The sequence below is a fragment of the Streptomyces sp. NPDC100445 genome, assembly GCF_044759735.1.
Lineage (GTDB): Bacteria > Actinomycetota > Actinomycetes > Streptomycetales > Streptomycetaceae > Streptomyces.
Window position 1 is genome coordinate 120,127 of record NZ_JBIVZV010000008.1, and the last position, 14,630, is coordinate 134,756.

Below are 14,630 nucleotides of genomic sequence, written 5' to 3' on the forward strand. Positions count from 1 at the left end.
AGGACCGGCGCCCGTGCCCGATACTGGGGTGTTCGGGGCGGGCGGAACGGACGCCGGGAGACGCCGGCGGCAGCGGCCACCCGCCCCTCGCACACGTCGGAGCAGACAACGGACGGCAAGAAGGGCACGGCCTCGTGGCACGGTTTCGGACCTGGGTAGGCATAGCGCTGGCGGGGGCACTCTCCGTGTCGCTCGCCGCGTGCAGCAGTACCGGAGGCAAGCGGGCGGAGGACGCCCGCAAGGCCGCCGCCGCCCAGGGCAGGGCGGCGGTGAACACGCCGCGCTGGACCATCGCGATGATCACCCACTCGGGGGACGGCGACACCTTCTGGGACATCGTGCAGAGCGGCGCCAAGCAGGCCGCCGTCAAGGACAACATCAAGTTCCTGTACTCGCACGACGACGAGGCCCAGCAGCAGGCACAGCTGGTGGACGCGGCCGTCGACAAGAAGGTCGACGGGATCATCGTCACCCTCGCCAAACCGGACGCCATGAAGGCCGCCGTGGCCCGCGCCGAGAAGGCCGGCATCCCGGTGGTCACCGTCAACTCCGGCTCCGAGGAGTCCAAGGCCTTCGGCGCCCTCACCCACATCGGCCAGGACGAGACGATCGCCGGTGAGGCCGTCGGCGACGAACTGAACCGGCGCGGGAAGAAGAAGGCCCTGTGCGTCCTGCACGAGCAGGGCAACGTCGGCCACGAACAGCGGTGCGACGGTGTCGCCCGTACCTTCCGCGGCAGCCTCCAGAAGCTCTACGTCAACGGCACCAACATGCCCGACGTCCAGTCCGCGATCGAGGCCAAGCTCCAGGCCGACAAGTCCGTCGACTCCGTCGTCACCCTCGGCGCGCCCTACGCCGACACCGCCGTCAAGGCACGCTCGGACGCGGGCAGCAAGGCCGAGGTCGACACCTTCGACCTCAACGCCACGGTCGCGGCCTCGCTGAAGAACGGCACCCTCGGCTTCGCCGTGGACCAGCAGCCGTACCTCCAGGGCTACCAGGCCGTCGACCTGCTGTGGCTGTACAAGTACAACGGGGACGTCCTCGGCGGCGGCAAGCCGGTCCTCACCGGCCCGCAGATCATCACCAAGGACCAGGCGTCCGCGCTGGCCGAGTACACCCAGCGGGGCACGCGATGAGCGCGGTCACGGAAGCGGCCGCCGCCGACACGGGCGCGCGGCCGGCGCCGCTGCGACGGCTGCTCTCCCGCCCGGAACTGGGCTCCGTCGTCGGCGCCCTCGCCGTCCTCGTCTTCTTCGCCTTCGCCGCCGACGGCTTCCTGCGCGCCTCCAGCCTCAGCACGGTCCTCTACGCCTCCTCGACCATCGGCATCATGGCCGTACCCGTGGCCCTGCTGATGATCGGCGGCGAGTTCGACCTGTCGGCCGGCGTCATGGTGACGTCCTCGGCGCTCGTCTCCTCGATGTGCAGCTACCAGCTGACCGCGAACGTCTGGGTCGGCGTCGGCGTGTCCCTCCTGGTCACCCTGGCCGTCGGCGCCTTCAACGGCTTCATGCTGACCCGCACGAAGCTGCCCAGCTTCATCGTCACCCTGGGCACGTTCCTCATGCTGACCGGCATGAACCTCGGCTTCACCAAGCTGATCGACGGCACCGTCTCCACCAAGACCATCGGTGACATGGAGGGCTTCCCGAGCGCCCACGCCGTCTTCGCCTCGACGTTCACCGTCGGCGGAGTCGGCGTCAAGGTCACCATCCTGTGGTGGCTCGGCCTGGTCGCCGTCGCCTCCTGGATCCTGCTGCGCACCCGCGCCGGCAACTGGATCTTCGCCGTGGGCGGCAACGCCGACGCTGCCCGCGCGGTCGGCGTCCCCGTCGCCAGGACCAAGACCGGCCTCTACATGGGCGTCGCCCTCGGCGCCTGGATCTCCGGCCAGCACCTGCTCTTCTCCTTCGACGCCGTCCAGTCCGGCGAGGGCGTCGGCAACGAGCTGATCTACATCATCGCGGCCGTCATCGGCGGCTGCCTGATCACCGGCGGCTACGGCAGCGCGGTCGGCTCGGCCGTGGGCGCGCTCCTGTTCGGCATGACCAGCAAGGGCATCGTCTTCGCCGAGTGGAACCCCGACTGGTTCAAGTTCTTCCTCGGAGCGATGCTGCTCCTCGCGACCCTGCTCAACGCCTGGGTCCGCAAGCGCGCGGAGGCAGCCAAGTGACACTCGTCGAACTGAGCGGCGTCAGCAAGCGCTACGGCACCGTCCGCGCCCTCGAAGGGGTCTCCCTGGAGGTCCGCGCGGGCGAGATCACCTGTGTCCTCGGCGACAACGGCGCGGGCAAGTCCACCCTCATCAAGATCATCGCCGGTCTGCACCGGCACGACGCCGGCACCCTGCGCGTCGACGGCGAGGAGACCACCCTCGCCTCGCCCCGGGACGCCCTGGACCGGGGCATCGCCACCGTCTACCAGGACCTCGCCGTCGTTCCCCTCATGCCGGTGTGGCGCAACTTCTTCCTGGGCTCAGAACCCCGCACGGGCGTGGGCCCCTTCCGGCGCCTGGACACCGGGCTCATGCGCCGCACCACCCGCGAGGCCCTGCTGCGCATGGGCATCGACCTGCGCGACGTCGACCAGCCCATCGGCACCCTCTCCGGCGGCGAACGCCAGTGCGTGGCGATCGCCCGTGCCGTCCACTTCGGCGCGAAGGTCCTCGTCCTGGACGAGCCGACGGCGGCCCTCGGCGTGAAGCAGTCCGGTGTGGTGCTGAAATATGTGGCCGCAGCACGTGACGAGGGCCTGGGTGTCGTCCTGATCACCCACAACCCGCATCACGCGTATCTGGTGGGGGACAGGTTCGTCCTGCTGCGGCGCGGCACCATGGTGGGCAACCACACACGCGACGAGATCACCCTGGACGAGCTGACGCGTCAGATGGCGGGCGGCTCCGACCTGGAGGCCCTGCGCCACGAACTCCAGCGCGGCTGACCGGGGGCGGGACGGGCCCGCGCGTCGCTGTCGCGCGGGACACGGCCGGCCGCGCCGGGCCCGTCCGCGACCCGGCGGGCGCCCCGCGTCCCGCCCCGCGCAGCACGGAGCGTGAGCGTGCGGCAGAATCGACAAGCGATGAGCACCTACCGCGACCTCACCGCCCCCATCGGCTCCCGCCGGGCCCCCGTGCTCCGTACGGTCGGCACCCGCGAACGCCGGTCCCACCTGACCGCGCCCCGGGTGCCGACGGTCGGCATCGACATCGGCGGCACCAAGGTCATGGCGGGCGTCGTGGACGCCGACGGCAACATCCTGGAGAAGCTCCGCACGGAGACCCCGGACAAGTCCAAGAGCCCCGAGGTCGTCGAGGACACCATCGCCGAACTCGTCCTGGACCTCTCCGACCGGCACGACGTGCACGCGGTGGGCATCGGCGCCGCCGGCTGGGTCGACGCCGACCGCAACCGCGTCCTGTTCGCCCCCCACCTCTCCTGGCGCAACGAGCCGCTGCGCGACCGCCTCGCCAGCCGGCTCTCCGTGCCCGTCCTGGTCGACAACGACGCCAACACCGCCGCCTGGGCCGAGTGGCGCTTCGGCGCCGGCCGGGGCGAGGACCACCTCGTCATGATCACGCTCGGTACCGGCATCGGCGGCGCCATCCTGGAGGACGGCCAGGTCAAACGCGGCAAGTTCGGCGTCGCCGGCGAGTTCGGCCACATGCAGGTCGTCCCCCAGGGACACCGCTGCCCGTGCGGCAACCGCGGCTGCTGGGAGCAGTACAGCTCCGGGAACGCGCTCGTCCGCGAGGCCAGGGAGCTGGCCGCCGCCGACTCCCCGGTGGCCTACGGCATCATCGAGCACGTCAACGGCAGCATCGGCGACATCACCGGCCCCATGATCACCGAGCTGGCCCGCGAGGGCGACGCCATGTGCGTGGAACTGCTCCAGGACATCGGGCAGTGGCTCGGCGTCGGCATCGCCAACCTGGCCGCCGCCCTCGACCCCTCCTGCTTCGTGATCGGCGGCGGTGTCTCGGCCGCCGACGACCTGCTCATCGGCCCGGCCCGGGACGCCTTCCGACGCCACCTCACCGGCCGCGGCTACCGGCCCGAGGCCCGCATCACCCGCGCCCAGCTCGGCCCCGAGGCCGGCATGGTCGGCGCCGCCGACCTGGCCCGGCTGGTCGCCCGCCGGTTCCGCCGCGCCAAACGCCGCCGCGTGGAACGCTCCGAGCGCTACGAGCGCTACACCCAGGCCCGCCGCGACCGGGACACCGCGTGACCGCGGCCCTGCCCCGCCAGGCACCCCCGCCGGACGAACCCCGGCGGCCCGCGGAGGACCCGCGCCACAAGACCAGACGCCGGGCGCTCACCCTGCTGATCATCGTCCTGCTGATCGGCGTACCGGCCGGCTACCTGGTGATCTCCGCCAACCAGAGCCGCAACAGCGGCAAGGACAAGGAGGAGAAGTACTCGGCGACCGGCCTCACCCCCGGCTGGCCGTCGAAGGTGCAGCGCCGCCTCTACCAGGTGAGCGTCCCCCACCCTGCCGACCACATCGCCTACTACGAGACCAACAACTGGAAGACCAGCCGCCTCTACGTCCAGTTCCGCACCAACCCCGCCGGCCTCGACAGCTTCCTGGAGACCATGGGCGCGCGCCGGGACCAGCTGCGGAAGGACGACATCACCGTCGGCGAACGCGACCGGAAGGTCAGCGGCTGGACCTTCACCGGCCCCGGCCCCTGGCGCGGCCTCACCCACGCGCAGAAGAACCCGGCGCCCACCCAGGACGTGGTCGTCAACCTGTCCGACCCGGACCGCCCGATGGTGTTCGTCGTCTCCCGCACGGTCCCCTGACCAGCGGCCCCGCCCCGCCCGCGGAGCCGGTTGTCAGACCCCGCCCGTAGAGTCGGAGACATCGCGGAGCGGCACGGGACGGGAGGTGACGGGACGGATGAACGGCACGGCGGCGGCGGAGCGCACGGGCGGCGGCCCGCGGACGGACACCGGGCACCCGGTCCCCGTCCGCCTCGCGTCCGTCTACCTTCCCGCGCCCCTCCCGCGCCAGGGCCGCCTCGCCTTCTGGGACCCCGACGGCGACCCGCTGCCCCCCGCGGCCGGCGCCGACACCCAGGAGCTGACGGTCGTACGGCCCCACGGCGCCGGGGTGCGCCGCCGACAGGTCCCCGCGCTGACCCTGACGCTCGCCGACGCCCTGCCCCTGCTGGTCCACGCCCGTCGCGACCCGGCCGCCCACCCGGCCACCGTCTGCTGGGGTGCCGCCGCCCTGCACGCCCTGCGGCTCGTCGCCCGCGGCCGGCTGCTGCCCGGCCTGACCCCCGGCGGCCACGACGCCTGGCGGGCCGGCCCGCTGGAACCCGACGACATCGCCCACCTGCGCGCGATCGCCGCCGCCCTGCCGCCCGAGGGCCACGCCGTGCCGCTCCCCGGCCCGGGCGCGCTCCGGCTTCCCGAGCCCGAGGCCCTGGTCCGCGCCTTCCTGGACGCGGTCGCCGACACGCTGCCCCGCACCGCCGCGGCCTTCGCCGCCGCCGGCCGCCCGTTCGCCGCCCGCCAGCCGCAGACCCTGCCCGGCGCCCACGCCTGGGCCGCCGAGGTCGCCGCCGGCATGGACGCCGGCGTCCGCGTCTCGCTCCGCCTCGACCTGTCCGCCTACGACGTGTTCGACGCCGGCGCGCACGAAGAGGACGCGCGCGCCGCCGGCGCCGCCGTCGTGCAGGTGCACAGCCTCGCCGACCCCACCCTGGTGGCCGACGCGGCGGCCCTGTGGGCCGGGGAGGCCGACGCGGCGTTCGGCCCCCGCGCGCGCGTCGACGCGGCCCTGGCCGTCCGGCGCGCCGCCCGCGTGTGGCCGCCCCTGGAGCGGCTCGCCCTGCGGGACGTCCCCGATGTCCTCGCCCTCTCCGAGGAGGAACTGGGCGACCTGCTCGGCGTCGCCGCGGGCCGGCTGGCCGCCGCCGGAGTCGCCGTCCACTGGCCCCGCGACCTCGCCCGCGACCTGACCGCCGCCGCGGTGATCCGCCCGGCGCCCGGCTCCGCGACCGACGGCACCGGCTTCTTCGAGGGCGAGGACCTGCTCCGGTTCCGCTGGCAGCTGGCCCTGGGCGGCGACCCGCTCAGCGAGGCCGAGATGGACGTCCTCGCCGAGGCCCACCGTCCCGTCGTACGGCTCCGGGACCGCTGGGTGCTCGTCGACCCGGCCCTCGTCCGCAGGGCCCGCAAGCGCGAACTGGGCCTCCTCGACCCCGTCGACGCGCTGTCCGTCGCCCTCACCGGCACCGCCGAGGTCGACGGCGAGACCGTCGAGGCCGTGCCCGCCGGCGCGCTCGCCGCCCTCCGCGACCGCCTCACCGCGGGCCTGCACCCCGCCGACCCGCCCCCCGGCCTGGACGCCACCCTCCGCGACTACCAGCTGCGCGGCCTCGCCTGGCTCGACCTGATGACCTCCCTCGGCCTCGGCGGCTGCCTCGCCGACGACATGGGCCTCGGCAAGACCGTCACCCTCATCGCCCTGCACCTCAAGCGGGCCCGCCCCGAACCCACCCTCGTGGTCTGCCCGGCCTCCCTCCTCGGCAACTGGCAGCGCGAGATCACCCGGTTCGCGCCCGGCGTCCCCGTCCACCGCTTCCACGGCCCCGACCGCGCCCTGCCCGAACAGGCCGGCGGCTTCGTCCTCACCACGTACGGCACGATGCGCTCCGCCGCCGCGCTGCTCGCCGGGCAGCCCTGGGGCATGGTCGTCGCCGACGAGGCCCAGCACGTGAAGAACCCCTACTCGGCCACCGCGAAGGCGCTGCGCACCATCGCCGCCCCCGCGCGCGTGGCCCTCACCGGCACCCCCGTCGAGAACAACCTCTCCGAACTGTGGGCCCTGCTCGACTGGACCACCCCCGGCCTGCTCGGCCCGCTGAAGTCCTTCCGCGCCCGGCACGCCCGCGCGGTGGAGAACGGCGAGGACACCGAGGCCGTCGAACGCCTCGCCCGCCTGGTCCGCCCCTTCCTGCTGCGCCGCAAGAAGTCCGACCCCGGCATCGTCCCCGAACTGCCACCCAAGACCGAGACCGACCACCCGGTGCCGCTCACCCGGGAACAGGCCGCGCTGTACGAGGCGGTGGTGCGCGAGTCGATGCTGGCCATCGAGACCGCCGAGGGCATGGCGCGCCGCGGCCTGGTGCTGAAGCTGCTCGGCGCCCTCAAGCAGATCTGCGACCACCCGGCGCTCTACCTGAAGGAACAGCCGCGCCCCGACGGCCTGGCCGCCCGCTCGGGCAAACTCGCCCTCCTCGACGAGCTGCTGGACACCCTGCTCGCCGAGGACGGCTCCGCGCTCGTCTTCACCCAGTACGTCGGCATGGCCCGCCTCCTCGCCGCCCACCTGTCCGCGCGCGCGATCCCCATGGACCTGCTGCACGGTGGTACGCCGGTGCCGGAGCGGGAGCGCATGGTCGACCGCTTCCAGAGCGGTGAGACACCGGTCCTCGTCCTCTCCCTCAAGGCCGCCGGCACCGGCCTGAACCTGACCCGCGCGGGCCACGTCGTCCACTTCGACCGCTGGTGGAACCCGGCCGTCGAGGAACAGGCCACCGACCGCGCCTACCGCATCGGGCAGACCCAGCCCGTGCAGGTCCACCGCCTGGTGACCGAGGGCACCGTCGAGGACCGCATCGCCGAGATGCTCGCCGCCAAGCGGGCCCTCGCGGACGCCGTCCTCGGCTCCGGCGAGGCCGCGCTCACCGAACTGACCGACCGCGAACTGTCCGACCTGGTCTCCCTGCGGAGGACCCCGTGACGGCCGCCGACCGTCCCGGCGACGCCGCCCGCCGCGCCCTGCGGGCGGCCAGGGAGCGCGCCGAGGCCGGCCCCCGGCCCCCGGCGACGGACGCGGACGCGCACCGGGACACGGACACGGACACGACGGGTGTCTCCGGCGCCGCCGACCCGGGGCCCGGCGACGCGACGCACGCGCGGGCCGCGGAGGACGGCGTCACCGGGACGGTCGGCGGGCACGAGCGGGCGGTGGCGGACGGCGCGGATCACGGGGTGCGGGGGCCGCGGCCGGCCGGTCCCGATGCCGGCGCCTGCGAGCCGGACGCGGCCGAGGCCGCCCGCGCGGCGCTCAGGGCCGCCGTCGCCACCCGCCGGGACAACGGTGTGCCGCCGGCCTCCGGCCCGGCACCGGCGGCCGACGCCGGCACCGCGGGGCGGGAGGCGCCTCCGGCCGGCGCCTCCGGCGGGCGTCCCGGTGACGTCGCCCGGGAGGCGCTGCGCGCGGCACGGCGCGAGGCGCTGCGCGCGGAGGCGGAGGAGCACCGGGGCGGGCGGCGTGTCCCGCCGCGCCCGGGCCCGGCCGGCATCGGTTCCCCGTCCGCGCCGGGGGAGCGCGGCGCGGGCGCGCGGACCGGTGCCGTCCAGGACATGCGGCACTACCTGGCTAACGCCTTCCGGATGCCCACGTGGGCGGACGCGCCCGAGGAGCCGGAGGAGCGGGAGGCGACGGGCGCGGCCGGGACCCCGGCGACGGGATCAGGGGAACCGCCCCGTGCCGAGACGGCACCCGCCGAGCCACCGTCTTCGGCGGCCGAGCCCACGCCCACGTCCCCGGGCCCCGGCTCCGCGCCTCCCGAGCCCGCCCGCCCCGCTCCCGACCGCCCGGCGCCCGCACTGTGGCAGGTCGCGTCTTCGAAGGCCGCGCCCGCGTCGGCCGCGCCCGCGCAGGCCGCGTCCCCGTCGGTCGGGCCTTCGCAAGAGGCGCCCGCGCCCGGGCAGCTTCCGCAGGAGGCGCCCCCGTCCGTCGCGCCCCCGTCGACCGGGCCGTCGTCCGTCGCGCCCTCGCCGGACGCGTCCCCGTCGGTCGGGCCTACGCAAGAGACGCCCTCGACCGTCGCGCCTTCGCCGGACGCGTCCCCGTTCGTCGCGCCTTCGCCGGACGCGTCCCCGTTCGTCGCGCCCTCGCCGGCAGCGCCTCCGCGAGAGGCGTCCCCGTCGGTCGGGCCTTCGCAGGAGGCGTCCGCGCCCGGAGAGCTTCCCCCGGATGCGTCCCCGCCCGTCGCGCCCCCGTCGGTCGCGCCCTCGCCCGCCGTGCCCTCGTCCGTCGCGCCCCCGTCCGCCGCGTCACCGTCGGTGGCCCCCTCGCCGGCAGCGCACCCGCGAGAGGCGTCCCCGTCGGTCGGGCCGTCGCGGGAGGCGTCCGCGTCTCCGCAGGACGCGTCCCCGAGCGCCGTCCCCCTGCCCGTGTCCGTGCCGGTGGTCGGTGGGGCCGGGGTGGCGCACGCGCCCGCCACCATGGCCACCCCCCACCGGGACACCGAACTGCGGCGCACCTTCGCCGCGTTCGGGCCCCGGGGGACCGGCGGGGACGAGCAGCCGTTCGCGGCGACCTGGTGGGGCAACGCCTGGGTGGAGGCGCTGGAGCGGGGGGCGCTGGACCCCAAGCGGCTGGCCCGCGGCCGTGGCTACGCGGACCAGGGCCACGTGGACGCGATCACCGTCACCCCGGGCCTGGTCCTGGCGTACGTGCGCGGCAGCCGACCCCGCCCCTACCGCGTTCAGGTGCGGCTGCGGACCCTGGAGGACGAGGACTGGGAGCGCTTCCTGGACGCGGCGGCCGACCGGCCGGGACACATCGCGGCGCTGCTCGACAAGGAGCTGCCCCACTCGCTCGCCGACCGCGGTGTCGGCCTGCTGCCCGGCCCCGGCGACCTCGCCCCCCGGTGCAGCTGCCCCGACTCCGGCCATCCCTGCAAGCACGCCGCCGCCCTCTGCTACCAGACGGCACGGCTCCTCGACGCCGACCCGTTCGTGCTGCTCCTGCTCCGCGGCCGGGGCGAGAGGGAACTGCTCGACGCGCTGTCCCGGCGCAGCGCGGCCCGCGCGGCGCGCGCCGCCCAGGACCACCGGCCGCAGTCCCTGCCCGGCGTCCGGGCCGCCGACGCGCTCGCCCCGCGTCGGCTGCCGCCGCCGCCCCCGCCGCTGCCGGTGCCGCCGCACCCCGGGCAGCCCCCGGTGTACCCGTCGGTGCCCGGCGGTCCCGACCCCTTCGCGCTGGACCAGCTGGCGACCGACGCCGCCGCCCGCGCCCACGCGCTGCTCGCCACCGGACGCGATCCGGTCGGCGGGCTGACCCTGTGGCAGGACGCGGTGCGCCTCGCCGCGGCCCGCCCCGGCTCCGGGCTGACCGCCGGCAGCCGCGCCCTGTACGCCGCGCTGGCCGGTGCGGCCGGCCGCACCCCGGCCGAGCTCGCGCGGGCCGTCGCGGCCTGGCGGCAGGGCGGCGCGGAGGGACTGGCCGTCCTGGAGGAGCCCTGGGATCCGCCGGCCGGCCGCTTCGACCGGGCCCGCCCGCTGCTGCTCGCCGCCGACCTCCCGGCGTTCCGGCCCTGGCGCAACCGCCTCACCCACCCGCGCGGCCACGTCCAGCTCCGCCTGGGCCGCGACGGCCTGTGGTACGCCTACGAGTCGGAGCCCGGCCGGGACGACTGGTGGCCCCGTGGCACCTCCGACCTCGACCCGGTGGGTGCTCTCACCGGACTCGGCGCGCCGGACGGCCCCTGACGGCAGGGCGGCGGCGAGGGTCCCGCGCCGCGGACACGGGAAGACCCCGTACCCGGCAGTGCTGGGTACGGGGTCTTCGTCAGCGTCCCGCGGGGAGTGTCCCGGCGGGGGATGGCGAGATCGAACTCCCGGTGCGTGACGCGTTCATGGGGGTGCGGTTCCGTCGGGCCCGACGTCTCAGTCGGAACCCGGCCGCACGGAGGGGAAGGCGTGCTTGCGGGCGGCGACCACGACGAGGAGCACCGGGGCCATGAGGGCGGCCACGCTCCACGGGAAGGACTTGGCGCCCAGACCGTCCAGGAGGATGCCGCCGGCCGCCCCGCCGCCGGCCATGAAGGAGTTCCACGTGGTGACCAGCAGGGCCTGCCCCCGGTCCCCTCCGGCGTCGGTGACCGCGGTCTGGAGGAGGGTGGTGACGCCTCCCCAGCCCAGGCCCCACAGCACCATCGCCGCGTAGACCACGACCATGTTGTCGGCAAGGACCGCCAGGAGCAGGGAGGCGACCAGGAACAGGGCGCTGCTGACGATGGTCAGCTGGCGCAGTTTCCGGTCGACCAGCGCACCCGTGATCCAGATGCTCACCACCGAGGCGATGCCGAAGACGAGCAGCACGATGTCGCGGGAGCCGCCCATGTCGTACGCGTCGAGGAAGGTCGCGATGTAGGTGTACAGGATGTTGTGGGCGAGCACGTAGGCCGCGACCACGAACAGCACCGCCGCGACCCCCGGGAGGGACAGCGCCTTCAGGATGGGTTCACGCGCCCCGGGCCGCTGGCCCTCGGCGTCCGGGACCGACACGCTGATCCACCCGAGCAGTGCCACGGAGACCAGTGTCACGAGGCCGAAGGTCAGGCGCCAGCCGAACAGTCCGCCGAGGAAGGTGCCGAGCGGGATGCCCAGTGACAGGGCGAGCGGGACGCCGGCCATGGTGATGGCGATGGCCCTGCCCTGGAGGTGCGGAGGTGCCAGCCGCCGTGCGTACCCGACCAGTTCGGCCCAGACCGCGGCCGCGGCGACACCGGCGATGAGCCGGAAGGCCATCGTCAGCGGGTAGTTGGAGGACAGGGCGGTGACCGTGTTGGCCACCGCGAAGGCCGTCACGGCCAGCAGGAGCAGGCGCTTGCGCCGCCAGGCCGCCGTGGTGACCGACAGGGGGATGGCCGCCACGCCGGTGGCGATGGCGTAGACCGTCAGCGCCTGGCCCATCGCGGACTCGCTGACCGACAGGTCCCGCGCCATCTCGGGAAGCACGCCCGCCGGGAGTGCCTCGGTCAGAATCCCCATGAAGGCTGCTGTGGCCAGAGCCAGAAGCGGTGAGAGGGGCAGCTTCCGATTGTCTGCTGCTGGAGCGGAGGTGCTCAGCAGCTCTGTCTGGGATGTCGACATGGTTGTATCCTCGAACCCTCACATCGGTGTGAATGTCAAGCTCTTGCGAATGAGGTGGGTCACATGCGGATCGGGGAGCTGTCCGAGCGGACCGGAACCCCGCGTCGGCTGCTGCGCTACTACGAGGAGCAGGGGCTGCTCGTCGCCGACCGTGCGCCCAACGGCTACCGGGACTATCCCGAGGGCTGTGTGAACCGGGTCCTCCAGATCAGGGGACTGCTGGAGGCCGGCCTGCCGACGCGGATCATCAGGCAGATCCTGCCGTGCATCAACGACCCCCGGGCCATCCACGTCTCCGACGCCACGTCGGAGACGATCGCCGCCCTGGAGGGCGAACGTCAGCGCATGACCGACCGCATCGAGTGCCTGCTGCGCAGCAGGGAGGCCATCTCCGGCTACCTCGAGGCCGTCCGCCGTGAGTCCGCCGCGGCCGTCTGACCGCACTGGACGGGGTTGGCCAGGACGACGCCGTGGCTGGTCACGTCGATGACCATCCGGTCGCCGTCCTCGATGCGGAACCCGTCGTGGAAGGTGGCCTTGTCGGCGCCGAGGAGCAGGTAGTTCACCAGTCCGGGCCGGCGCAGCAGCGGGTAGGACAGGACGTGGGCGGTCATGTCCTCGATCCGGTGGTAGAGGGAGTCACCGCCGCAGGAGAAGTCCCCCTCCCAGGCCGTGGCGCCGTCCCGCTCGACGGTGACCCGTCCGGTCACGGTCCGGGGCGGCGCGTCGAGGAACAGCCACGGCGTGAGCGAGGTCTCGCACAGCTTGGCGTACGGCGTCCAGGCCCACGGGTTCTTCCGGTGCAGTCCGATGTCGTTGAGGTCGTTGCCGAAGGTGTAGCCGGCGTAGTGCGGCACGCCCTCGTCGTCGTTGACGTGGACCAGGGCGACCTCCGGCTCCTCGAGCAGCCAGACGGGATCGGCCGGGGTGACCAGGGGCTCGTCCGGCATGCGCAGCCAGGAGCCGAACCCCTTGAGGTAGTAGTTCGGCGGGGTGAACTGCTCGTCGGGGGACGGGTCGTGGTCGAACTTGGAGCGGTGGGTGCCCATGAAGCCGTTGACCAGGGCGTTGTTGGTGGTGGTGGGCAGCAGCGGCGGAAGGAACCGCAGCTCGGGGTCGCCGGTGGTCACCTCGACCGTCTCGGCGCCGTCGGTCACGGCGGCGATGACCGCCTCGGGACCGCCGCCCGCGATGACGGCGGCGCGCACCTGGTCCTCGGTGACCCGGTACAGGACGTGGGGCCGGCCGGGGGTCGGCAGGCCGACGCCCGCGTACCGCAGACCCTTGTACTCGCATTCGAAGAGGATGGACATCGTGCTGGGCTCTCCTCGGTGGGTGGGTGGTGGCGTGTTCTAGGAGGTGGGCCGGCCGGGACCGGCGAGATCGGCCAGGACCTCGGCGACGCGGTCCGTCGAGGCCCTGATCCAGGGCAGCCGGGTGGGGTCGGTGGCGGACAGGGCCTCGAAGCGTTCGGCGTCGGTGTCGCCGTAGAGCCGGCTGGTGGCGACCCGGACCCGCAGCGCGTGCCCGGACTCGCCGAAGGCGGTACCGGGCAGCAGGCCCACCCCGTACCGTTCGGCCAGCAGCGCGGCCAGCGCCTCGCCGCCGCGCACCCCGTGGACCGCGTCGAGGTGCTCCCGGAGCGGTTCGAAGTCCGGGTAGAGGTAGCAGGTGGCCCGCACGGGTGACAGTTCGGCGCCGACGGCGGTGAACCGTTCGGCCACCGCGCGCACCACCGCCTCGTGCAACCGCCGCGCGGCGGCGACGTACGCGACCACCTCGGGCGGCTCGCCGAAGGCGTAGGCCGCGGCGGCCTGCACCGGCGCCGCGGTGCTCGACCAGATCTGGCTGGCGATGCCGACCAGCCGGGCGTGCACCTCGTGCCCGAGCGGGCCGTCCGGCAGCCGGGCGACGCCGAGCCGCCAGCCGCCGAGCGCGAGGTTCTTGGTGAGACCGGTGGTGACGACGGTCCGCTCCGGCGCGAACACCGCCGGGGAGACGGCGCGGTCCGCCGGGTCGAAGACCAGGTCGCAGTAGATCTCGTCGGAGACGATGACGAGGTCCAGGTCCCGGGCGGCCCGCGCCAGGCGCTCGACCGTGTCCGGCCCTGCCACGGTGCCCGTGGGGTTGTCGGGCAGGGTGACCACCACGCACCGCGGGTCGCGCCCGGCGGCCCGGGCGAGGGCCACCGCCTCGCGCAGCGCCTCCGGGTCGGGCACACCACCCTCGCCCGGCAGGGTGGGGACCGCGATCGGGCGGGCCCCGGCCAGCCGGGCCTGCGCCGCGTAGCTGACCCAGCTGGGCACCGGCACCACCACGTCGCCGCCGACGGCCAGCAGCAGCGCGAACAGCAGCGGCTTGCTGCCCGGACCGCACACCACCAGACCGGGGTCGACGGCGAGGCCGCGGCGCTCCCAGTAGCCGGCGGCCGCGGACCGCAGTGCCGGGCTGCCCGCCACCGAACCGTAGGCGTTGCGGTCCGCCGCCTCGGCGAGCCGGTCCCGCAGCGCGGGCAGCACGGGCAGGCCGATCTCACCGCCGGCCAGGGAGAGAACCTGCTCCCCGGCGCGACGCCGACGGGCCAGCACCTCGTCGGCGGCCAGGGTCGCCGACATGGTCACGGGCACGGGTGCGGTCATGGTGGGCTCCAACGGTCGAGCTGGGACGGGATCGGGGAGCGGACGGGAGACGGGGGGACGGGGGAGGGTGCTTCCGCCGGCGGAG

11 protein-coding genes are annotated in these 14,630 nt (G+C 74.7%); 8 read left to right on the forward strand and 3 right to left on the reverse strand.

Translation table 11 applies throughout. The annotated features are described in order from the left end of the window. Nucleotides 1-134 precede the first annotated feature (134 nt). From ACIQVT_RS20200 to ACIQVT_RS20230, 7 genes are all read left to right on the forward strand, one after another. Entirely contained in the window at nt 135-1,139 is a 1,005-nt protein-coding gene (locus ACIQVT_RS20200; protein WP_403755207.1) for a sugar ABC transporter substrate-binding protein, read from the forward strand. After that, nucleotides 1,136-2,176 carry an ABC transporter permease gene (locus ACIQVT_RS20205; RefSeq protein WP_403755209.1) on the forward strand — a complete coding sequence of 347 codons (1,041 nt, stop codon included), beginning with the start codon at nt 1,136-1,138 and terminating at the stop codon, nt 2,174-2,176. Before ACIQVT_RS20200 ends, ACIQVT_RS20205 begins: the two co-directional genes overlap by 4 nt. Then, entirely contained in the window at nt 2,173-2,943 is a 771-nt protein-coding gene (locus ACIQVT_RS20210) for an ATP-binding cassette domain-containing protein (RefSeq protein WP_403755212.1), read from the forward strand. Before ACIQVT_RS20205 ends, ACIQVT_RS20210 begins: the two co-directional genes overlap by 4 nt. A gap of 138 nt (nt 2,944-3,081) precedes the next feature. Then, nucleotides 3,082-4,227: an ROK family glucokinase gene (locus ACIQVT_RS20215; protein ID WP_403755215.1), complete on the forward strand. Its 1,146-nt coding sequence runs from the start codon at nt 3,082-3,084 to the stop codon at nt 4,225-4,227. After that, on the forward strand, nt 4,224-4,805 hold the full coding sequence (locus ACIQVT_RS20220) for a sugar kinase (RefSeq protein ID WP_403755218.1): 582 nt from the start codon (nt 4,224-4,226) through the stop codon (nt 4,803-4,805). Before ACIQVT_RS20215 ends, ACIQVT_RS20220 begins: the two co-directional genes overlap by 4 nt. 97 nt (nt 4,806-4,902) lie before the next feature. Continuing rightward, nucleotides 4,903-7,758 carry an SNF2-related protein gene (locus tag ACIQVT_RS20225; protein WP_403755220.1) on the forward strand — a complete coding sequence of 952 codons (2,856 nt, stop codon included), beginning with the start codon at nt 4,903-4,905 and terminating at the stop codon, nt 7,756-7,758. Further along, a complete protein-coding gene (locus tag ACIQVT_RS20230; protein ID WP_403755223.1) occupies nt 7,755-10,520 on the forward strand; it encodes an SWIM zinc finger family protein in 2,766 nt (921 codons plus the stop codon). Before ACIQVT_RS20225 ends, ACIQVT_RS20230 begins: the two co-directional genes overlap by 4 nt. Before the next feature lie 177 nt (nt 10,521-10,697). Here the strand turns inward: ACIQVT_RS20230 and ACIQVT_RS20235 are convergent, their stop codons facing one another. Further along, the gene (locus ACIQVT_RS20235) at nt 10,698-11,906 is read right to left on the reverse strand and encodes an MFS transporter (RefSeq protein WP_403755226.1); all 1,209 of its coding nucleotides are present in this window, start codon (nt 11,904-11,906) and stop codon (nt 10,698-10,700) included. A 63-nt stretch (nt 11,907-11,969) separates the two neighbouring features. On the opposite strand from ACIQVT_RS20235, the gene ACIQVT_RS20240 reads away from it, so the two are divergent. Then, on the forward strand, nt 11,970-12,344 hold the full coding sequence (locus tag ACIQVT_RS20240; RefSeq protein ID WP_403755228.1) for a MerR family transcriptional regulator: 375 nt from the start codon (nt 11,970-11,972) through the stop codon (nt 12,342-12,344). On the opposite strand, the gene ACIQVT_RS20245 is transcribed toward ACIQVT_RS20240, so the two are convergent. Both ACIQVT_RS20245 and ACIQVT_RS20250 read right to left on the reverse strand, forming a co-directional pair. Further along, nucleotides 12,302-13,219, reverse strand: coding sequence for a fumarylacetoacetate (FAA) hydrolase (locus tag ACIQVT_RS20245; protein WP_403755231.1), 918 nt, complete (start codon nt 13,217-13,219; stop codon nt 12,302-12,304). The genes ACIQVT_RS20240 and ACIQVT_RS20245 overlap by 43 nt on opposite strands. A 39-nt stretch (nt 13,220-13,258) precedes the next feature. Continuing rightward, nucleotides 13,259-14,545 (reverse strand): pyridoxal phosphate-dependent aminotransferase, encoded by a 1,287-nt coding sequence (locus tag ACIQVT_RS20250; RefSeq protein ID WP_403755234.1) that lies wholly within the window; start codon nt 14,543-14,545, stop codon nt 13,259-13,261. Between the last annotated feature and the right edge of the window lie 85 nt (nt 14,546-14,630).

Bases quoted from the DNA above. Each gene is read 5' to 3' on its own strand.
- ACIQVT_RS20240 (WP_403755228.1), top strand. From the start codon at position 11,970: ATGCGGATCGGGGAGCTGTCCGAGCGGACCGGAACCCCGCGTCGGCTG.
- ACIQVT_RS20250 (WP_403755234.1), bottom strand. From the start codon at position 14,545: ATGACCGCACCCGTGCCCGTGACCATGTCGGCGACCCTGGCCGCCGAC.
- ACIQVT_RS20235 (WP_403755226.1), bottom strand. From the start codon at position 11,906: ATGTCGACATCCCAGACAGAGCTGCTGAGCACCTCCGCTCCAGCAGCA.
- ACIQVT_RS20215 (WP_403755215.1), top strand. From the start codon at position 3,082: ATGAGCACCTACCGCGACCTCACCGCCCCCATCGGCTCCCGCCGGGCC.
- ACIQVT_RS20245 (WP_403755231.1), bottom strand. From the start codon at position 13,219: ATGTCCATCCTCTTCGAATGCGAGTACAAGGGTCTGCGGTACGCGGGC.
- ACIQVT_RS20205 (WP_403755209.1), top strand. From the start codon at position 1,136: ATGAGCGCGGTCACGGAAGCGGCCGCCGCCGACACGGGCGCGCGGCCG.
- ACIQVT_RS20225 (WP_403755220.1), top strand. From the start codon at position 4,903: ATGAACGGCACGGCGGCGGCGGAGCGCACGGGCGGCGGCCCGCGGACG.